The sequence below is a fragment of the Streptomyces sp. NPDC022910 genome (assembly GCF_055561075.1).
The window spans coordinates 19,516-38,631 of sequence record NZ_JBVHHL010000061.1; the positions used below are offsets into that span (position 1 = coordinate 19,516).

General features: G+C 69.6%; 14 protein-coding genes, 4 tRNA genes and 1 pseudogene. 8 read left to right on the top strand and 11 right to left on the bottom strand.

The genetic code is table 11. The features are described from left to right. The first annotated feature begins 31 nt into the window (after nt 1-31). Nucleotides 32-1,132 (top strand): phosphoribosylformylglycinamidine cyclo-ligase, encoded by a 1,101-nt coding sequence (gene purM, locus ACZ3TS_RS35455; protein ID WP_467625956.1) that lies wholly within the window; start codon nt 32-34, stop codon nt 1,130-1,132. A gap of 80 nt (nt 1,133-1,212) precedes the next feature. Here the strand turns inward: purM and ACZ3TS_RS35460 are convergent, their stop codons facing one another. Beyond that, on the bottom strand, nt 1,213-1,461 hold the full coding sequence (locus tag ACZ3TS_RS35460) for a DUF3073 domain-containing protein (protein ID WP_467625957.1): 249 nt from the start codon (nt 1,459-1,461) through the stop codon (nt 1,213-1,215). A 273-nt stretch (nt 1,462-1,734) separates the two neighbouring features. Beyond that, complete coding sequence (locus ACZ3TS_RS35465; RefSeq protein ID WP_467625958.1) at nt 1,735-2,856, bottom strand: Leu/Phe/Val dehydrogenase; 1,122 nt, start codon at nt 2,854-2,856, stop codon at nt 1,735-1,737. 235 nt (nt 2,857-3,091) lie between these two features. On the opposite strand from ACZ3TS_RS35465, the gene ACZ3TS_RS35470 reads away from it, so the two are divergent. Both ACZ3TS_RS35470 and bldC read left to right on the top strand, forming a co-directional pair. Beyond that, entirely contained in the window at nt 3,092-3,934 is an 843-nt protein-coding gene (locus ACZ3TS_RS35470; RefSeq protein ID WP_467625959.1) for a DUF8083 family protein, read from the top strand. 555 nt (nt 3,935-4,489) lie between these two features. Then, a complete protein-coding gene (bldC, locus tag ACZ3TS_RS35475) occupies nt 4,490-4,696 on the top strand; it encodes a developmental transcriptional regulator BldC (RefSeq protein WP_003949541.1) in 207 nt (68 codons plus the stop codon). A gap of 520 nt (nt 4,697-5,216) precedes the next feature. On the opposite strand, the gene ACZ3TS_RS35480 is transcribed toward bldC, so the two are convergent. The 5 genes from ACZ3TS_RS35480 to ACZ3TS_RS35500 all read right to left on the bottom strand — a co-directional run bounded on the left by ACZ3TS_RS35480 (nt 5,217) and on the right by ACZ3TS_RS35500 (nt 12,586). Then, a complete protein-coding gene (locus ACZ3TS_RS35480; RefSeq protein WP_467625961.1) occupies nt 5,217-5,408 on the bottom strand; it encodes a DUF6274 family protein in 192 nt (63 codons plus the stop codon). A 229-nt stretch (nt 5,409-5,637) separates the two neighbouring features. Then, nucleotides 5,638-5,712, bottom strand: a tRNA-Asp gene (locus tag ACZ3TS_RS35485). 119 nt (nt 5,713-5,831) lie between these two features. Continuing rightward, on the bottom strand, nt 5,832-9,809 hold the full coding sequence (hrpA, locus tag ACZ3TS_RS35490; RefSeq protein WP_467625963.1) for an ATP-dependent RNA helicase HrpA: 3,978 nt from the start codon (nt 9,807-9,809) through the stop codon (nt 5,832-5,834). A 121-nt stretch (nt 9,810-9,930) separates the two neighbouring features. Beyond that, nucleotides 9,931-10,242 (bottom strand): hypothetical protein, encoded by a 312-nt coding sequence (locus ACZ3TS_RS35495; protein ID WP_467625964.1) that lies wholly within the window; start codon nt 10,240-10,242, stop codon nt 9,931-9,933. Between the two features lie 679 nt (nt 10,243-10,921). Then, a complete protein-coding gene (locus tag ACZ3TS_RS35500; protein ID WP_467625966.1) occupies nt 10,922-12,586 on the bottom strand; it encodes an alkaline phosphatase family protein in 1,665 nt (554 codons plus the stop codon). Between the two features lie 368 nt (nt 12,587-12,954). Here ACZ3TS_RS35500 and ACZ3TS_RS35505 point away from each other — a divergent pair. Beyond that, nucleotides 12,955-13,140 (top strand): annotated as a pseudogene (locus ACZ3TS_RS35505) (tyrosine-type recombinase/integrase); the annotation flags it as partial. 70 nt (nt 13,141-13,210) lie between these two features. Further along, nucleotides 13,211-13,468, top strand: a complete 258-nt coding sequence (locus tag ACZ3TS_RS35510) for a DUF6221 family protein (RefSeq protein WP_467625967.1) — start codon at nt 13,211-13,213, stop codon at nt 13,466-13,468. Between the two features lie 399 nt (nt 13,469-13,867). On the opposite strand, the gene ACZ3TS_RS35515 is transcribed toward ACZ3TS_RS35510, so the two are convergent. From ACZ3TS_RS35515 to ACZ3TS_RS35530, 4 genes are all read right to left on the bottom strand, one after another. Next, a tRNA-Phe gene (locus tag ACZ3TS_RS35515) sits at nt 13,868-13,944 on the bottom strand. A gap of 24 nt (nt 13,945-13,968) precedes the next feature. Further along, nucleotides 13,969-14,043: transfer RNA gene (locus ACZ3TS_RS35520), tRNA-Asp, on the bottom strand. 36 nt (nt 14,044-14,079) lie between these two features. Beyond that, nucleotides 14,080-14,152 (bottom strand) — tRNA-Glu (locus tag ACZ3TS_RS35525). Between the two features lie 80 nt (nt 14,153-14,232). Further along, nucleotides 14,233-15,849 carry a metallophosphoesterase family protein gene (locus tag ACZ3TS_RS35530; protein WP_467625969.1) on the bottom strand — a complete coding sequence of 539 codons (1,617 nt, stop codon included), beginning with the start codon at nt 15,847-15,849 and terminating at the stop codon, nt 14,233-14,235. 85 nt (nt 15,850-15,934) lie between these two features. Here ACZ3TS_RS35530 and ACZ3TS_RS35535 point away from each other — a divergent pair, with 85 nt between their 5' ends. The 3 genes from ACZ3TS_RS35535 to ACZ3TS_RS35545 form a co-directional block, all read left to right on the top strand. Continuing rightward, on the top strand, nt 15,935-16,285 hold the full coding sequence (locus tag ACZ3TS_RS35535) for a metallopeptidase family protein (protein ID WP_467625970.1): 351 nt from the start codon (nt 15,935-15,937) through the stop codon (nt 16,283-16,285). Nucleotides 16,286-16,462: 177 nt separating this feature from the next. Then, entirely contained in the window at nt 16,463-16,993 is a 531-nt protein-coding gene (locus tag ACZ3TS_RS35540; RefSeq protein WP_467625972.1) for a hypothetical protein, read from the top strand. A 268-nt stretch (nt 16,994-17,261) separates the two neighbouring features. After that, nucleotides 17,262-19,116 (top strand): DEAD/DEAH box helicase (locus tag ACZ3TS_RS35545; RefSeq protein WP_467625973.1); only part of this gene is annotated, 1,855 nt, incomplete at its 3' end.

Genomic DNA, 19,116 nt, shown 5'->3' on the forward strand with positions numbered 1-19,116 from the left:
CCGCACCACCTACCCCGAAAGATCCCAGGCAATGTCTGCTGTGTTCGATCAGTCGACTCCGTCGACGGGCACCTCCAAGGGTGCTTCCTACGCGGCCGCGGGCGTCGACATCGAGGCGGGCGACCGCGCCGTGGAGCTCATGAAGGAGTGGGTGAAGAAGACGCAGCGGCCCGAGGTCCTCGGCGGCCTCGGCGGCTTCGCCGGCCTCTTCGACGCCTCCGCCCTCAAGCGCTACGAGCGTCCCCTGCTGGCCTCCGCCACCGACGGCGTCGGCACGAAGGTCGACGTCGCGCGCCGGATGGGCGTCTACGACACCATCGGTCACGACCTGGTCGCCATGGTCATGGACGACATCGTGGTGTGCGGCGCCGAGCCGCTGTTCATGACCGACTACATCTGCGTCGGCAAGGTCCATCCGGAGCGTGTCGCCGCCATCGTGAAAGGCATCGCCGAGGGCTGCGTGCTGGCGGGCTGCGCCCTGGTGGGCGGTGAGACGGCCGAACACCCGGGCCTCCTCGGTCCGGACGACTTCGACGTCGCGGGCGCCGGTACGGGCGTCGTGGAGGCGGAGCGACTGCTCGGCGCCGACCGTATCCGCAAGGGTGACGCGGTGATCGCCATGGCCGCCTCCGGACTTCACTCGAACGGGTACTCCCTCGTCCGGCACGTCCTCCTCGACCAGGCGAAGCTCGGCCTTGACCAGCACGTCGAGGAACTCGGCCGCACCCTCGGCGAGGAACTGCTCGAGCCCACGAAGATCTACTCGCTGGACTGTCTGGCACTGACCCGTACCGCCGAGGTGCACGCGTTCAGCCACATCACCGGCGGCGGGCTCGCGGCCAACCTGGCCCGTGTGATCCCGGACGACCTGCATGCCGTCGTCGACCGCTCCTCCTGGACCCCGGCGCCGGTGTTCGACCTCGTCGGGAAGACCGGCGACGTCGAGCGCCTGGAGTTGGAGAAGACCCTGAACATGGGCGTCGGCATGATCGCCATCGTCCCCGAGCAGTCGGTGGACGTGGCGCTCGCCGCCCTGGCCGACCGCGGCGTGGAGGCATGGGCCGCCGGCGAGATCACCGACCGGGGCGACCACGAGACGGGCGCGGCCCTGGTGGGTACGTATGCACAGTAAACGCCTCGCGGGCTGAGTTCCCGGCGGACAGCACAGAACCCGGTCCGTGGCTGGGCCACGGACCGGGTGGCAGTGCAGGGTCAAGCGCCGCGACGCTGCTGCGAGGAGTCGTCGTCCTCGTCCTCGTCGTCGTCCGCGTAAAGATCGGCGTACCGTGCGTACAGTTCGTCGTCGTGCTCATCGTCCTCGAACCGGTCGCCGTTCGGCGACGTGTTCGATGTCGATGCGCCCAGCTCCTCGGCCAGGCGTGAGAGGTCCGTCCCACCGCTGTTGTACTTCAGCTGGCGGGCGACCTTCGTCTGCTTGGCCTTGGCCCGGCCGCGCCCCATGGCTCGACCCCCTCAACGACGGGGCTCAACGGCCCCAGAGTCTGACACGCGTTCATGATCCGGAACGGACTCTCCGCGGAGAGGCCGGTCCGTAGGGCTTCCACGGTACCTGAGCCCGCGCCCATACGGTACGTCGCCCGCAGGACGGGCGTGTGCACAAGACCGCCGAGGTGCCCCGTCCTCGCTGGTCACGGCCGATTTTAACCACTTATCGGCGGACGACCCGCCGATAAGAGTGAGAGTTCTCTCCAACCTCCCATCGGCGGGTACCGGTCAAACCTGCGCGGCCTCCCCGGCGAAGGCCGGCGTCCGGGCCTCCGCCATCCGCTGCTCGGCGATCCGGTCGGCTGCGGCGGCCGGTGGGATGCCGTCCTCCTTCGCGCGTGCGAATATGGCGAGCGTCGTGTCGAAGATCTTCGACGCCTTCGCCTTGCACCGGTCGAAGTCGAAGCCGTGCAGCTCGTCGGCGACCTGGATGACACCGCCGGCGTTGACGACGTAGTCCGGCGCGTAGAGGATCCCGCGGTCGGCGAGGTCCTTCTCCACACCCGGGTGCGCCAGCTGGTTGTTGGCCGCGCCGCACACCACCTTCGCCGTCAGCACCGGCACGGATTCGTCGTTCAGTGCCCCGCCGAGCGCGCAGGGTGCGTAGATGTCGAGCGCACCCAGGGGATGGGCGCCGCGGATGAGGGCGTCGGTGTCGGCGGCCACTGCGACCTCGGGGTGTGCGTCGGTGACCCGGCGTACGGCGTCCGGCCGTACGTCCGTGATCACGACCTCGGCACCGTCCTCCAGCAGGTGTTCGACGAGGTAGTGCCCGACCTTGCCGACGCCCGCGATGCCGACCTTGCGGCCGCGCAAGGTGGGGTCTCCCCACAGATGCTGGGCGGAGGCGCGCATGCCCTGGAACACGCCGTAGGCGGTCAGGACGGACGAGTCACCCGCGCCGCCGTTCTCCGGGGAGCGCCCGGTGGTCCACGGACACACCCGCGCCACGACATCCATGTCGGCCACATAGGTGCCGACGTCACAGGCAGTGACGTACCGCCCGCCCAGCGAGGCCACGAAGCGGCCGTACGCCAGCAGCAGTTCCTCGGTCTTGATCCGGTCGGGGTCACCGATGATCACGGCCTTGCCGCCGCCGTGGTCGAGACCGGCCATGGCGTTCTTGTACGACATCCCGCGCGCGAGGTTCAGCGCGTCGGCGACGGCCGCCTCCTCGGTCGCGTACGGGTAGAAGCGGGTGCCGCCGAGGGCGGGGCCCAGGGCGGTGGAGTGGATCGCGATGACGGCCTTGAGGCCAGTGGCCCGGTCCTGACAGAGCACTACCTGCTCGTGACCCCCTTGATCCGAGCGGAACAGGGTGTGCAGGACGCCGTCGGTTACGTCGGTCACGGTGGTGACTCCCGATTGTGTAGCGGCGGTTGAGGGGTGGATCCCGTGCGGGTGGCGGGGCCCGTTGGGCAAGAGCGTAGAGCGTGTATGCGGCCACTCACCGCGCGATGCCCGCGATCACCCTCCCTCGGAGTACGCCCGGACGGGTTCGTGGGACGATTTGCAATGGTTTTCCACCCCGGCCGGGTGCCGCCCGGCCGGGTTTCGGGTCAGGTCCGATGGGGAGGGAGCAGGCGTGCCCAAGGTGTCCTCGGTGATCGTCCCGTACGCGTCCTACCTTCGCGTGTACGAACCGCTGGCCGCCTTCCCGGAGCCGGAGCGGGGCCACTGGGAGCGGTACGCCCGGCGCCCCGAGCGTCCCTCGTACCAGGACGAACTGCGGCGCTCGCTGGCCGACTTGCTGCCCACCCCCCCGGTCCCGGTGCCGGTGCACGAGAGCAGCGACGCCTTCGTGACCGAGGTCGACGGGGCGCCGTACGTCTGCCCGTGGCGCACACGGCTGCGCGGCTGGCAGGCGCTCGAAGACCTGGCGCAGGAGCTGCCCGTGCCGGTACTGGACGCGGTCCTGCCGCCCGTCGTGCGCCGCCAGGCCGCCCAGGACTACGAGCGCTGGCTGGAGCGCAATCCGGACGCGCGCCCGTGGATCCGCACCGCGACCTGGCAGGTGCCGCTGAACTGGTTCGTGCTGGTCTCCGACGACGAGCGCAGGTACGAGAAGGGGTCCGGCGAGGTGCCCCCGATGCTGCGCTACCGCACACCCATGGTGCAGGCCCGGCGGCGCACCGCGCGGGCGCTGCGGACCCTCAGGGACGCCATCGACGAGGGGCCGCTCATCGACGGCCTGGTGGACGTGGGGCGGTGGCTGGAGGAGTTCCATCCGCGCTCGCTGGTCGAGCTGGACTACGGCGGGCTCGTCCACGTCCTGCCGGCCGCCGAGCTGGACGGGGATCACTCGGCCGCCGACGTCGCCGAGGGCATCCAGGCCCTTCGGCTGGGGGACGGGGTCGCCGCCGGGGAGGCGTACGGGCGGCTGGTGGAGCGCTGGCGGACCGTACGGGAGCGTCGGTCGGCGAACTGAGGACGCGTCCTCGGCCAGGCCTTCGGCGAATCAGTGCGCGAATTGTGACCTGCGAGACATGGTGAAGTCACAACCCTTGGCCCATGGTTGACGTACCGCATGTCGACACGAGGGACGTAGGTCCCGATCCGGGCTTATGCCGCCAAGCGTGACGGACGGCACTTACAAGGACCTTGCGCCTTACGGCCCTCCTCGTGCCAAAATAGGACAAGGAGCCCGGGGGAGGTTCCTTCTGTCCACTTATGGGCGGAAACTCAGCATTGCATGCTTTGGGGGGTCTGGTGACTCCTGATCGCCCTGTGACTGATCGTCACAGCGGCGTGACTGTCCGCTATGGCATGGTCCATCGGCTTCCGTCGCTGATGAACACCTGGGAGGGCAATTCCATCGGTTTGGCCGACGCGGCTGGACAGATGGTGTAGTTGTAGTGCCGAGGACAAGCCGTTCGTCCTATAACCGACTCGACTCGCGTCCACCATTTCGGGCAACGCGGGTCAAGGTGCAGAATTTAGAGGAAAGAACCGAGAAGGTTCGGTTCTCCCGAGGAGGCCGCTCATGACCGCTCGCACCCCTGATGCCGAGCCGCTGCTGACCCCGGCTGAGGTCGCCACGATGTTCCGCGTCGACCCGAAGACGGTCACGCGGTGGGCGAAGGCCGGCAAGCTCACGTCGATCCGTACGCTCGGCGGGCACCGCCGCTACCGCGAGGCCGAGGTGCGCGCTCTGCTCGCGGGCATCCCGCAGCAGCGCAGCGAAGCCTGACAACCGCATAGCCGGACATACCGGCAGGTCCCCCATCTGCCGCGACGTCCGAACCACAGCTCCAAGCGACGTGGGTTCTGCCCCAACAGGGCCCTCGCCCAAGGTCAGTAGAGGTACGACAAGGGTGCGTCGTCGATCGCGCTGGACTCCGCCGGGTCCAGCGCGATCTTTTTTGTGCCCGGACCGTGGTGCGCCAGGCCCGTCTGTGAGCGACCTTGTCGGAGTCTGGGGAGGGCCGTCGGATCTGCTGTGCGGGACGTCAGGGGGCAGTGCAATTGCACATATTAAATTGACCCTTTGTAGGAGGGGTGTAAGTTTCGCGGTTCCAAAAACCTTTGCGGTGACACCCGTCACATGCCGGGGTCCTTGTTGCGTCCGTGGTGTCTTTGCTAGAAGAACGCGGCGTTACGAGGCGGTCGTTGGGTGGACCGTACGTCCAGGAGTGCCCACGCGGAGGCGCTGCGAACCTTCCGGCCGACAGCCACGTCGCTGCGCGGTGGAGACGCACGACAGGCTCGCCTCACGCCCTGGAAGGGCTGTCGTCCTCGGCGGCCGTCTCGGGGCCCTCCTCGCCGTGTTGGGCGGGTTCCATGGCCAGGCGCAGGAGCTGATGGCAGACGGGGCAGTGTCGCGTCAGGTGGCGGTACCCCGAAGCGGCGGACAGATGGGCACGGAGCAGAGCGCGCGTCTCGTGCCGGGCGGATGCCGCCATACGCCACCTCCCCCGGGCCCGGGCAGTCGGGGTCCCTGGTTTCTGGGGTACCGGCGGAAAGTGACGCCGTCAAGACGCACCGGAACGCATAAGAGCGCGGGGCATGAGGGATTCGGGACCGGACCGGCGTGCACCCGCCCCTGACAGGGCTTCAGCCGGTTGCACCCCGGGGCGCCACGGCGGCACGCAAAAGCCCCGCACCTCGAGGGTGCGGGGCTTTTGCGCTGTGCGGTCCTGACGGGATTTGAACCCGCGGCCTCCACCTTGACAGGGTGGCGAGCACTCCAAACTGCTCCACAGGACCAGGTTTCGCGGCGTCCGCCCGGCGGAGCCGGATATCCGACCCTGTGTGCGGTGCGCTGCGAGAAGAGACTGTACAGGAGGGTGAGCCCCCGGTCGAACTCACCCACTGTGATCAAGCCGTTACGGGACCGCCGCGTCGATAGCCTTCACGATGCGCTTGTCCGAGACCGGATACGCCGTGCCCAGCGCATGCGCGAAGTAGCTGACGCGGAGCTCCTCGATCATCCAGCGGATGTCCAGCACCTGGGAGGGCACGGGCCGGCCCTGCGGCAGCTGCTCGAGCAGCCATGCGTACTCGTCCCGCATCTCCTGCACCTTCGCCATGCGCGTCGTGTCCCGCTGGACGTTCGTCGGCATCTGCTGCAGCCGGCGGTCCGCGGCGACCAGGTAGCGCATCAGGTCGGGCAGCCGCCGTATGCCCGCCTCCGTGACGAAGCCGGGCTTCACGAGGGCGTCCAGCTGCGCCCGCACGTCGGTCAGGTTCGGCAGCAGCGCCGGGCTGCGTACGGCCTTGAGGCGGCGCTCACAGGCCTGCCACGCGGCCAGCACCTGCTGCACCTGTCCGACCGTACGCACCGTCGTGTCGACGATCTCCGCGCGCACCTTGTCGTACAGCTTCCGGTACGACTCCTCGTCCCACGCCGGCCCGCCGAAGTCCCCGATCAGCTTGCCCGCGGCCGCCATCGCGCAGTCGTCGAACAGGGCCTGGATCGAGCCGTGCGGGTTCGCGGACAGGCCGAGCTTCTGGGCGTTCGTCAGCTTCTCGGACGCGAACTTCGCGGGGTTCACCGGGATGTTCCGCAGGATCAGGCGCCGCGTGCCCTTCCACATGGCCTGGGCCTGCTCCTCCTCCGTGTCGAAGAGACGAACGGAAACCGTGTCGCCGTCGTCGACCAGCGCGGGGTACGCCTTCACGGGCTGGCCGGCGCGGCGGGTCTCGAAGACACGAGTGAGCGCGCCGATCGTCCAGTCCACCAGGCCCGTACGCTCCAGGGACTCCCCGCCCTGCCGCTCGGCCGTGGCCGCTGCCGCCTGCGAGAGGGCCTTGCGTGCCTTCGGCTTCAGTCGGAGCTTCAGCGCCTGAAGGTCCTTGTCCTCGTCGAGCTTGCGGCGCCGCTCGTCTGCGATCCGGAAGGTGATCTTGAGGTGGTCGGGCACCTTGGACCAGTCGAAGTCCTCGGCCTCGAAGGGCACACCGACCATGCGCTTCAGCTCGCGCGCCATGGTCACGGTGAGCGGCTCCTGCAGGGGCACCGCCTTTTCCAGGAACGCCTTCGCGTAGTTCGGCGCCGGGACGTAGTTGCGGCGGATGGGCTTCGGCAGGGAACGGATCAGCTCGGTGACCACTTCCTCCCGCAGGCCCGGGATCTGCCAGTCGAAGCCCTCGTCGGTGACCTGGTTGAGGACCTGCAGCGGGATGTGGACCGTCACGCCGTCCGCGTCCGCTCCCGGCTCGAACTGGTACGTGACCCTGAACTTCAGGCGGCCCTGGCGCCAGGAGTCGGGGTAGTCGTCCTTGGTGACCGCGCCCGCCTTCTCGTTGATGAGCATCTCGCGCTCGAAGTCGAGGAAGTCGGGCTGCTCGTGCCGCTTGCGCTTCCACCAGGAGTCGAAGTGGGCGCCGGACACGACGTGTTCGGGCACCCGCTGGTCGTAGAAGTCGAAGAGCGTCTCGTCGTCGACCAGGATGTCCCGGCGCCGGGCACGGTGCTCCAGTTCCTCGACCTCGGTGAGGAGCTTGCGGTTGTCGGCGAAGAACTTGTGGTGCGTGCGCCAGTCGCCCTCGACGAGGGCGTTCCGGATGAACAGCTCTCGGCTCGCCTCGGGGTCGATACGGCCGTAGTTCACCTTCCGCTGGGCCACGATCGGGACGCCGTACAGCGTGACCTTCTCGTACGCCATCACGGCTGCCTGGTCCTTCTCCCAGTGCGGTTCGCTGTAGGTCCGCTTGAGCAGGTGCTCGGCGAGCGGCTCGACCCACTCCGGTTCGATCTTCGCGTTGACGCGCGCCCACAGGCGGGAGGTCTCCACGAGCTCGGCGGACATCACGAAGCGCGGGGGCTTCTTGAACAGGGACGAGCCCGGGAAGATCGCGAACTTGGCGTTGCGGGCGCCGATGTACTCGTTGCGCCCGCCGTCCCTGCGCGCGCCGGGGCCGGAGTCCTTGGACTCCTTCACGTCCTTCATACCGACGTGCGAGAGCAGGCCGGCGAGGAGGGAGATGTGGACGCGGTCGGCCGGGGCCTCCTGCTCGTCGAGGTGGATGCCCATCTGCTTGGCGACCGTGCGCAGCTGCGTGTAGATGTCCTGCCACTCGCGGATGCGCAGGAAGTTCAGATACTCCTGCTTGCACATCCGGCGGAACGACGACGAGCCCCGCTCCTTCTGCTGCTCGCGGAGGTAGCGCCACAGGTTGAGGTAGGCGAGGAAGTCGCTCGTCTCGTCCCGGAAGCGGGCATGCTGCTGGTCGGCCTGCGCCTGCTTGTCGGCGGGCCGCTCGCGGGGGTCCTGGATGGACAGGGCGGCGGCGATGACCATGACCTCGCGGACGCAGCCGTTCTTGTCCGCCTCCAGGACCATGCGCGCGAGGCGCGGGTCGACCGGCAGCTGGGCGAGTTTGCGGCCGGTGTCGGTGAGGCGTTTGCGCGGGTCCTTCTGGGCCGGGTCCAGCGCGCCCAGTTCCTGCAGGAGCTGGACACCGTCGCGGATGTTGCGGTGGTCCGGCGGGTCGATGAAGGGGAACTTCTCGATCTCGCCGAGGCCGGCCGCGGTCATCTGGAGGATGACGGAGGCGAGGTTCGTGCGGAGGATCTCGGCGTCGGTGAACTCGGGGCGGGCGTCGAAGTCCTCCTCGCTGTACAGCCGGATGCAGATGCCGTCGGACGTACGGCCGCAGCGGCCCTTGCGCTGGTTGGCGCTCGCCTGGGAGACCGGCTCGATGGGCAGGCGCTGGACCTTGGTGCGGTGGCTGTAGCGCGAGATGCGGGCGAAGCCGGGGTCGATGACGTACTTGATGCCCGGGACGGTGAGGGACGTCTCGGCGACGTTCGTGGCCAGGACGATCCTGCGGCCCGTGTGCGGCTGGAAGACGCGGTGCTGCTCGGCGTGGGAGAGCCGGGCATACAGGGGCAGGATCTCGGTGAACCTGTACTGCTTCTTGGTCAGGGCATCCGCGGTGTCGCGGATCTCGCGTTCGCCGGAGAGGAAGACCAGGATGTCGCCCTGGCCCTCGGCCATCAGTTCCTCGACGGCGTCCGTGATCGCGGTGATCTGGTCGCGGTCGGCGTCGTCGGAGTCCTCTTCGAGGAGGGGACGGTAGCGCACCTCCACGGGGTACGTACGTCCGCTGACCTCGATGATCGGCGCGTCGCCGAAGTGCCGGGAGAAGCGCTCGGGGTCGATCGTGGCCGAGGTGATGACGACCTTGAGGTCCGGGCGCCTGGGCAGGAGCTGGGCGAGGTAGCCCAGCAGGAAGTCGATGTTGAGGGACCGCTCATGGGCCTCGTCGATGATGATCGTGTCGTAGGCGTGCAGCTCACGGTCCGTCTGGATCTCGGCGAGCAGGATGCCGTCCGTCATCAGCTTGACGAAGGTGGCGTCCGGGTTGACCTGGTCGGTGAACCGCACCTTCCAGCCGACGGCCTCGCCAAGCGGCGTGTCGAGCTCCTCGGCCACCCGCTCCGCGACGGTACGGGCCGCGATACGACGGGGTTGGGTGTGGCCGATCATGCCGCGGACCCCACGGCCGAGCTCGAGGCAGATCTTGGGGATCTGGGTCGTCTTGCCGGAACCGGTCTCACCGGCCACGATCACGACTTGGTGGTCGCGGATGGCGTCGGCGATCTCTTCCCTCTTCTGGCTGACGGGAAGCTGCTCGGGGTACGTGACGGCGGGCACGCGGGCGGTGCGCTCGGCGATCCGGCCCTCGGCCTTGGCGACCTCCGCCTCGATCTCGGCGAGTACGGCGGTGCGGGCCTCGGGCTTGCGGATCTTGCGCGCGCCTTCGAGCCTGCGGCCGAGGCGGTGCGCGTCGCGCAGCGACAGATCGGTCAGGCGGGGGGCGAGGGTGCCGAGGGCGGGGGCAGGATGCGTAGACATACGCGGTCCAGGATCTCATCTCGGCGAAATCCGTGGCTAACGATTTGTCTCCGGCGGTTCGTCGCGACCGCGCGTGTGGGCCGTACGGGTGGGTGACGCGGGGTGCAGTGCCCCTGTCGGCTCAGTGGTCGCCCGGCTGCTGGGGCACCAAAGGCGTGGACGGGGCGCGGGTGGTCCTCTCCTGAGCCATGGACTTCGCCGTGTTGGAGACGGCCTTGATGCCCAGGTACGCGGTGGTCATGCTGCTGACGGCGGTGAAGGCCGCGGTGAGGACGCCGACGATCACGGACTTGTCGCCGTCCAGGCGCCATACGCCGAAGATCGCGACACCGGCGATCGCGAGGTTGCTGGTGATCACCGCGAGCAGGCCGTAGCGGGCCCGGTCCTTCTCCAGCCCGACGTCCCCCAGGGCCTTGGCCCGGTCTCCGCTCATGATCTCCCTACTCGCTCGGCTGCCTCTGCCTCGACCCGCCAGAACGTAGCGTCCGAGCCGGAACATGCCAAGCTCGGTGGACGGTCGGCCCTTGGTGCCAGGCCGCGTCACAGCCCTGCAACGACGAACAGGGCAACAGAGACCCCACTGCGGGGCGAGGTCCACGCATGAGGTCTCCACGGAGGCTTCGCGGTAAGGGCGATGAGCCCAAGGGGCGTGGTGCTCGCCTCAAATCGGGGCATGGTGCTCGCCTCAAGAAGGACGGAGGAGGCCGACCCCCCAGGCCGGGGTGGCAGGGACGGCCGCAACTACTCCCGGCGATGGGTCCAGGACTGTCCCCCGGCCGGCGCAGCCGTGCGGGCCTCGGATGGCGGTCGGCCGTGGCGGGAGCCGCACTGGTGTGACGGCCCGCCACCGTCGGTGGATCGAGCGTCTGTTCAGGTGGCCGGGGCCTGCTCTCTTGTCGGTCGACGCGCGTGCGCACTGCTCTCGGCGTTCTCCCTGGTCGTCGGATAGCTGAAGTCCTGGACGCTGAGCCCGCTGAAGCCGCCCGCGCGTGTAGCGGGCAGGCGGGGGACAGCGATGGCCTGCCCCGGTGGTAGGGGCGGAGCGGTGCCCCGCCCGACCGGCACGCGACCGGTGGTGGGACGGCTCGTGCGGCGGCCCCACCACGGTCGGGTCAACGCGTCGGCAGGGCCGGCGTGTGCTCGATGCGTACGGCGTCCAGGGCACGCGGGTCGAGACCGAGCAGCCGCAGGATCGTCGGGGCGATCTGCGTGGTCTCCACCCGGGCGCCGACGCGGGCACCGTGCCGGGCGGTGGCGCCGGAGACGACGAGCGGGACGTCGAGGTCGTCGGCGTGGGCGCCGCCGTGTTCGGCGATCTTGCCCTTGCCCCCGGTGTACACGACGCCGTACTGGGTGATGCCGAACAGGTCGGGTACGCGTGCGTCGCCCGGCCGGACGTGGAAGTAGCGGGCGGCGGCCGCACCGGCGTAAAGCGTCTTCAGACCGCTCGCGGTGAAGGGCTTGGCCTTGCCGTCGATGTCGTTGCCGGTACCGGACCGGGCGAGGAGGTACGCCTTGGCGAAGTCGGTTGCGGACTTGGAGCGGTCGGTGAGCCACAGGAGCATGGCGTCGTCGTCGACCGCGTGCGCGACGAGGTCACCGGAGCCCGGGTGGGCGGACTTCCAGGCGGCGTTGAGACCGTCCAGCAGGGGGCCGTCGTCGATGCGGGTCAGTGCCTTGGGGTCGGTCGGCGACTGCCCGTGCTTGGCAGAGAGGATGACGGTCGTGCTGCCGTCCAGGTGTCGCTCGTGGAGTTCGGCGAGGAACGCCCCGACCTCCTTGTCGATGAACGCGAGGTTCTTCGTCAGCAGCGGCCCGGGCACGCCCTTCGCCAGGTAACCACCCGTCAGGCCGTCGGAGGCGGGAAGCTTCTGGGCGGTCGAGACGGACTGGAAGTTCATGCCGAAGACCGCCGGCGTGCCGACCTTGTGCGTGCGGCTGTGGTCGTAGCCGTCGATCTCGTTGAGGACGGCCCGCACCTTGTAGCCGTCGTACTGCTCGGTCGCCGCGTTGTCCTTCGTCCAGTCGTCGCCCGCCGGGTAGTCGGTCGCGTCGCTGTTGATCTCGGGGGCGAACAGGTCCTGGATGCCGTTGCCGGAGGGGCCGTCGAGGATCTCGTACGCGACGTGCTTGTCCGACCAAGCGGTCCGCAGACCGGCCTGGCGGGCCACGTCGAAGACCGTGTTGACCTCCAGGTAGTCGTGCGGATAGACCGGCTCGCAGGTCTTCGGGTCGACCGGCAGTTTCGACGGATCGATGAGGCTGCGTGCGTCGCCGGTCATGTTCAGGATGCTGCCGGGCAGGCCGCTGAGGCCCTGACCCGCGTCGAGGGACGCCTTGTCGCGGTCGAGGTCCTCGGTGAGGTCGACCTCGGCGCCGGGCTTCGCGCCCGTGCAGGCCGTCGTGCCGGCGGCGAGAAGGGCGTTGCTGTAGGTGTCGTCGTAGTAGACGCCCGTGGTGCCCGGGTTGCCGCCGGTGAGTTGGCCGACCATGCCGGGGAACGAGTCGGAGGGGACGGTGGTCCGTGCGTGGGTGTACTCCACGCCGCCGGCGGTGAGGCGGGCGAGTGCCGACTGCGGGTGGCGGGCGAGGTACCAGTCCAGGTCGGACTGGTGCAGTCCGTCGACCGACAGCAGCAGAACGTGCCGGTCGGCGGCGCGGGCCTGCGTGGCGGAGGCGTGCGCCGAGGCGGGCTCGGTGGCCGTGGCGGTGAGGGCACCCACGGCGGCGAGGGCGGCTGCGGCCGCCGCGACAGGGCGGGCAGGACGTCTGGACAAGGGTTCTCCTCGGGCTGTGCGGACCATGGGTGAAGCCTGCGGACCATGCACCGACATCCGAGGGGGAGAACGTGTACGGAAAGGGGCCTGTGGACCGTGTCACGCCCAAGAAACGCATTGGCGCGCGCAAAGAAGGCCAAGGCGAGGCGGAAACGGGCTCGGTCGAGCGCCCCGGTGGCGGTGCCGGCACGCCGCCGTGCCGGTCAGGACATCGGTGGAGCGTGAACGGGCGGACGGGGAGGGGAAGTTGCCCTCGGGCCCCGGGCCGTGGTGGTCGGTCGCCGGCAGTTCTGACCATCGCCGTCGCGGCCGCGCTCGGAGACCCCGTCACGATCGGTCCCCAGGTCCGGCGGCCGGCATGGAGTCACGGTCTGATCTTCACGTCCCGCATCGGCACCCCGCTGGAGCCGGACAACCTGCGGAGGAGCTGGGACCCGCTTTTCAAGCGGCTCGGTCTGGAGATCCGGTTGCACGATCTCCGGCACTCCGCCGTCTCGCTCCTGCTCGACCTGGGGGTACCGCCGCACATCGTCCGGCAGATCGTCGGCCAAAACACCCCGCCCCATCTGGCGCGGTTGTGGCACGGGGAATCTGGAGCTGACGACGGCACGCGAGAATCAGCTCATGGACGACCTCCTGCAGTTCATTCACGCCCGGTATGAGGCGGACAACCACGCTTATGCCGAGGTGAGCTACCGCTTCGGCGGCAATGCCCTGCTTGACAGTCACCTGCCGATGCTCGACCTAGTTGACATGCTGGCGCGGGACTACGCGGCCATGGATCCCACAGACCCACGTTTCGCCGGTCTCACATATGCCCTCCGCGTACTCGCACAGTCCTACGCTGAGCACCCCGACTACCGCGAGCAGTGGCGTCCCTAGATTCTGGTCAAAGAGGCAAGGCCTTGTGGCGGCGGAGCCTCGATGGCTCGGTCAAGTGCCGCGGTTCTGGGTGCTTGAGCGCCAGTTTGGAAGATCGCATATGCGGATGACGACTGACCTGGTAAGACGCTGACCTGTGGCTTCTCGTGGCAGCCTCCGCAGCTCCCTGCTGCTCCCCGTAGTTTGCCGTCTGATCGGGCACACGGGGAGCACGGGTTGCCAGTGATCTTCAGGTCACCCTCGGTGTGTACGCCCACGCCTCCACAGAGGAGAAGAGAAAGGCGTTGACCCAGCTCAGCAAGCGGTCAGAGTAGCCGCACTGCCGTCGTTCTGCCGTCAGTCCGCCAACGCAACGCCCCCGCCGATGATCTCGACGGGGGCGTTTTCGCTGTTCAGCGATGGTGGCTGGGGCCGGGGTCGAACCGGCGACCTTCCGCTTTTCAGGCGGACGCTCGTACCAACTGAGCTACCCAGCCACGAGGTCTCATGTGAAACCTCAGCGGTCCTGACGGGATTTGAACCCGCGGCCTCCACCTTGACAGGGTGGCGAGCACTCCAAACTGCTCCACAGGACCAAGCATGCGTACGACAGTGTCGCACACGGTGGTGCGTGCCCCCAACGGGATTCGAACCCGTGCTACCGCCTTGAAAGGGCGGCGTCCTAGGCCGCTAGACGATGAGGGCTATCGGCCCGCCTGGGCGCTTCTCAGCGCGTCGGGGACGTGAGAAGCATATGGGATGGGGGGAGGGTTCGCCAAAACGGTTCAGGGGGTGCTCGGCGCGGGGGTCGCCCCGGAGCGCGTCGGTGTTGCGCCGGTGCTGCCCGTGGGCGCGGTGGCGGGGGGTGTGGTGCCCGGGGTGGGGCTTCCTCCCGGCTGGTTCTCCTCAGCCAGGTGGCGGGTCACTTCCGCCGTCGTCTGGCCCAGGCCGCCCAGCCTGATCTCGTCCCAGGCCTGGAGGCGGCGGGTGTCCCGGTCCAGGTAGAGGACCGAGGCCTCGATGGGCGCGGGGTACTGGTGCTCGACCGCGCGCAGCCCGCTGCCGCCCGTCGACCCTTCGAGGCGCAGCCGGGTGCCGTACTTCATGATCTCCGTCTCCTCGTGGTGCAGATGCCCGGCCAGGACCAGGGGAACCTCGCCGTCCGTCTCGCGCGCGGCCTCGGGCTCGTGGGCGATCGCGATGTCCACGGGGGTGCCGGCGGCCTTCTGATCGCTCAGGGCGGCGGCCAGGCGCGCGCCCGCCAGTTCCTCGGCTCGGTCGCCGCCCGGCGCGACCGAGCGGTCGGGGGTGAACTGCGGGTCGCCGATCCCGGCGAAGCGCAGGCCCGCAACCGTGATCGCCTTGCCGTCGTCCAGGACATGGACGTTCTTCATGTGCTCGAGATAGCGCTGGGTCGTGCGGGAGTCGTGGTTGCCGCGGACCCAGAGGTACGGGGCGCCCAGGTCGGCGATCGGATCCAGGAATCCGTTCTCCGCCGCCGTGCCGTGGTCCATCGTGTCGCCCGAGTCGACGATCACGTTGATCCTGTACTGCTCCACCAGCGACGCGATGATCTTCCAGCTCGCCGGGTTGAGGTGGATGTCGGAGACGTGCAGGACCCGGATGGTCGTCGGATCGGGCTGGTACGCCGGGAGGGTGGACGTGACGTCGTACAGCTTCGTCACGTTCGTCACCAGGCGCGCCAACTCCTTCTGGTACACGTCGAATTCGGTGACGATGCTGCGCGCGTTGCCGACCAGGGAGGGGGCGGAGGAGAGCAGACCGGAGAACTTCGGCTCCAGGACCGATTTGGGGTTCCAGGTGGCGTAGGCCGTCGCTCCGGAGGCGGCGAGGAGGGCGAGCGCCAGACCGCCGGCGGCGAGGGCGCGGCGCGGGCGGCGGTAGACGGCCAGCCCCAACCCGGTGGCGCCGGCGACCACCGCCACGCAGGAACGCACAGCGAGGTCGAGCGTGCCGTCTTCGACGTCGTGCGTGATCTCCTCCTGGAGCCCGGAGATCCGCTCCGGGTGGTCGACCAGGGCCTGCGCACGGACCGGGTCGAGCTGGTCGACGTTCACGTCGAGGCGGACGGGGGCCTCGTGGCTGTTCAGCTCCAGAGCCCCGAGCGGGGAGACGTTGATCTTCGTGCCACCGGCGAGGGAGGGGCGCAGAGTCATGGTGGTGTCCATGGGGCCCACCGGGACGCGTACGTTGCCCACGATCAGCAGACCCAGCCAGGTGCCCAGGAGCACGACGCCTGCCATGCCGAGTGCCCGGAGCCAGGGGTGAGGCTGTGGGACGAGGGCGACGGACGGGTGGGGACGGAGCGAGCGGTAGTGCCGGGCGAGCGTGCCGGACGCCCTTCGTATGCGGTTCGGAGCTGCGACGGGGACGCGGGCCATTGGTCCCGTCTGCCCAGGTTCCCGGGCTGATATGCGGGACGACTCACGGCTCTCGTACGAGGGAGTCTTACCGGACAATGGCCCTGTGCTGGAGATGACGCGCGAGGAGTTCGAGGAACTGGTCGCCGAGGCGCTCGACCGGATCCCGCCGGAGTTGACGCGGTTGATGGACAACGTCGCGGTGTTCGTCGAGGACGAGCCGCCCACGGACGATCCCGAGCTGCTCGGGCTGTACGAGGGGACTCCACTGACGGACCGCGGGGAGTGGTACGCGGGGGTGCTGCCGGACCGGATCACGATCTACCGGGGGCCGACCCTGCGGATCTGCGAGACGCGTGAGGACGTGGTGGCGGAGACCGAGGTGACAGTGGTGCATGAGATCGCACATCACTTCGGGATCGACGACGCCCGGCTGCACGCGCTCGGGTACGGGTGAGGGCGGCTGTCCGGGACGGGTGCGGCTGACGCCGTCTTGCGCCGTCGCCGCCCCAGGACGGGTGACGTTCTCCTCGCGGGGCGCGTGTCCTCTCGCGGGCGGCGGGAGTTGGGCAGGGGGACTCCTCGAACCTTTCCCCGAGCCAGCAGGGGAGACCCCTATCGGAGGTGGCTGCCCGTGCGCGCCTGTTACGTATCCGTCCGTCTGGCCGCCGCGGTGATGGCCGTCGCCGCGGCGGCCGGCTGTATGAGCGTGGGGGACGACGCGGGCAGTCCTTCGCCGTCCCATTCGGCGGGGCGGCACGGCGGGGCCGCTCCGGACGGCGGGTCGGCGGTGGGCGAGGGCGGAGGCGGGGGCCGGGGAGGGGCGGCGGCCAAGGGGGGTTCGAACGAGCCGGACGAGTCCGTGTCCGGCTCGTCCGCCTCACCATCCGCGTCCGTGTCCGGACACGGTGCCCGGGGCGAGGGAGCCAAGCCGACCGCCAAGGGGACGTCAAAGGGCGGCCAGGGCGACGGAGGGGTGCCGCCCGCGCCGACGAACGGGGAGCAGAGCCCCTCGGAGCCGCCGGCGGATCCGTCGCCGACGAAAGAGCCGGATCCGCCGTCGCCGACTGCGAGCACCCCCGAGCCGTCGTCCTCGGCGCACGAACAGACCACGCAGTTGGCGCAGCGGGAGCCGGCGCCCCGTGCGGGGGCTCCGGCGGTGTAGCCGCCCGGCGGGCGTGGCCGGGCCGCGGCTGTGCGGGTCGGTCATGTGGTGAGGGTCACCCGTGGGATGCGGGACTCGGTTTGCGTTCGGAGGGGGCGGGTGCGTATGGTGGTAGATCGTTTGATCCCATTTGCCCGGCGCCCACGCAGAGCGCGCCGTGTGGCGCGTACTCTCCCTTGCCGTGGCGGACCGCATCGAGGCGGTCGTAATGCGAATCACGGAGTTGACGGGCGCGTGCCGACGAGACTCCGGAAGGTTTCGCATTCGCATGTCCATTGCCAGTACTGATCACGCCGTCGTGCCCGAGCACACCGAGCCCCAGGACGAGGCTCCCCAGAGCACCTTTGCGGACCTCGGCCTCCCCGAGGGCATCGTCCGCAAGCTCGCGCAGAACGGTGTGACGGTCCCCTTCCCGATCCAGGCCGCGACCATCCCGGACGCCCTGGCAGGTAAGGACATCCTCGGCCGCGGCCGCACCGGCTCCGGCAAGACCCTCTCCTTCGGCCTGCCGACCCTGGCCACGCTGGCCGGCGGCCACACCCAGAAGAAGCGGCCGCGGGCCGTCATCCTCACCCCGACGCGCGAGCTGGCCATGCAGGTCGCCGACGCGCTGCAGCCCTACGGCGACGTCCTCGGGCTGAAGATGAAGGTCGTCTGCGGCGGCACCTCCATGGGCAACCAGATCTACGCCCTGGAGCGCGGCGTGGACGTCCTGGTCGCCACCCCGGGCCGGCTGCGGGACATCATCAACCGCGGCGCCTGCTCCCTGGAGGACGTGCAGATCGCCGTCCTGGACGAGGCCGACCAGATGTCCGACCTGGGCTTCCTGCCCGAGGTCACCGAGCTGCTCGACCAGGTTCCGGCGGGCGGCCAGCGGATGCTGTTCTCCGCGACCATGGAGAACGAGATCCAGACTCTCGTCGACCGCTACCTCAGCGACCCGGTCAGCCACGAGGTCGACGCGGCGCAGGGTGCGGTGACGACCATGTCCCACCACATCCTGATCGTGAAGCCCAAGGACAAGGCGCCGGTGACCGCGGCCATCGCCTCCCGCAAGGGCCGCACCATCATCTTCGTGCGCACCCAGCTCGGCGCGGACCGCGTCGCCGAGCAGCTGCGCGACGCCGGTGCGAAGGCCGACGCGCTGCACGGCGGCATGACCCAGGGCGCCCGCACCCGGACGCTGGCCGACTTCAAGGACGGGTACGTCAACGTCCTGGTCGCGACGGACGTCGCCGCCCGCGGCATCCACGTCGACGGCATCGACCTGGTGCTGAACGTCGACCCGGCCGGTGACCACAAGGACTACCTGCATCGGGCCGGCCGTACCGCCCGCGCGGGCCGTACGGGCACGGTCGTGTCCCTTTCCCTGCCGCACCAGCGGCGCCAGATCTTCCGGCTGATGGAGGACGCGGGCGTCGACGCCTCGCGCCACATCATCCAGGGCGGCGCCGCGTTCGACCCCGAGGTTGCCGAGATCACCGGCGCCCGGTCCATGACCGAGGTCCAGGCCGAGTCCGCCGGGAACGCCGCGCAGCAGGCCGAGCGGGAGGTCGCCCAGCTCACCAAGCAGTTGGAGCGTGCCACGCGGCGCGCCGCCGAACTGCGCGAGGAGGCGGACCGGCTGGTCGCCCGTGCCGCGCGGGAGCGGGGCGAGGACCCGGAGGCGGCGGTCCAGGCGGCGGCTGCCACCGCGTCGCCGGAGACCGCCGAGGCGCCGGCCGCCGAGATCTCCGTGCCGGAGCAGCCGACCGTCCAGGACGTCGAGCGCGCCGAACGGGGTGAGCGCGAGGAGCGCGCGGCCGGTTCGTACGAGCGCCGTGAACGCCGGGACGAGCGGGGCGGTTTCAACCGGGACCGTGGCGTCGACCGGGACCGTGACCGTGGTTTCGACCGTCGGGACGGTGACCGTGGTGGCCGTTCGTTCGAGCGGCGTGAGGACCGTGGTGGTTTCCGTCGCGACAACGACCGTGACCGTCGTCCCTTCGACCGCGACCGCCGGGACGACCGGGGTGGCTTCAACCGTGACCGGGACCGTGACCGTGGTTTCGACCGTCGGGACGGTGACCGTGGTGGCCGTTCGTTCGAGCGGCGTGAGGACCGTGGTGGTTTCCGTCGCGACA

Coding starts and splice junctions, on each gene's coding strand:
- purM (WP_467625956.1), top strand. CDS start 32: ATGTCTGCTGTGTTCGATCAGTCGACTCCGTCGACGGGCACCTCCAAG.
- ACZ3TS_RS35460 (WP_467625957.1), bottom strand. CDS start 1,461: ATGGGGCGCGGCCGGGCCAAGGCCAAGCAGACGAAGGTCGCCCGCCAG.
- bldC (WP_003949541.1), top strand. CDS start 4,490: ATGACCGCTCGCACCCCTGATGCCGAGCCGCTGCTGACCCCGGCTGAG.
- ACZ3TS_RS35480 (WP_467625961.1), bottom strand. CDS start 5,408: ATGGCGGCATCCGCCCGGCACGAGACGCGCGCTCTGCTCCGTGCCCAT.
- hrpA (WP_467625963.1), bottom strand. CDS start 9,809: ATGTCTACGCATCCTGCCCCCGCCCTCGGCACCCTCGCCCCCCGCCTG.
- ACZ3TS_RS35495 (WP_467625964.1), bottom strand. CDS start 10,242: ATGAGCGGAGACCGGGCCAAGGCCCTGGGGGACGTCGGGCTGGAGAAG.
- ACZ3TS_RS35510 (WP_467625967.1), top strand. CDS start 13,211: ATGGACGACCTCCTGCAGTTCATTCACGCCCGGTATGAGGCGGACAAC.
- ACZ3TS_RS35530 (WP_467625969.1), bottom strand. CDS start 15,849: ATGGCCCGCGTCCCCGTCGCAGCTCCGAACCGCATACGAAGGGCGTCC.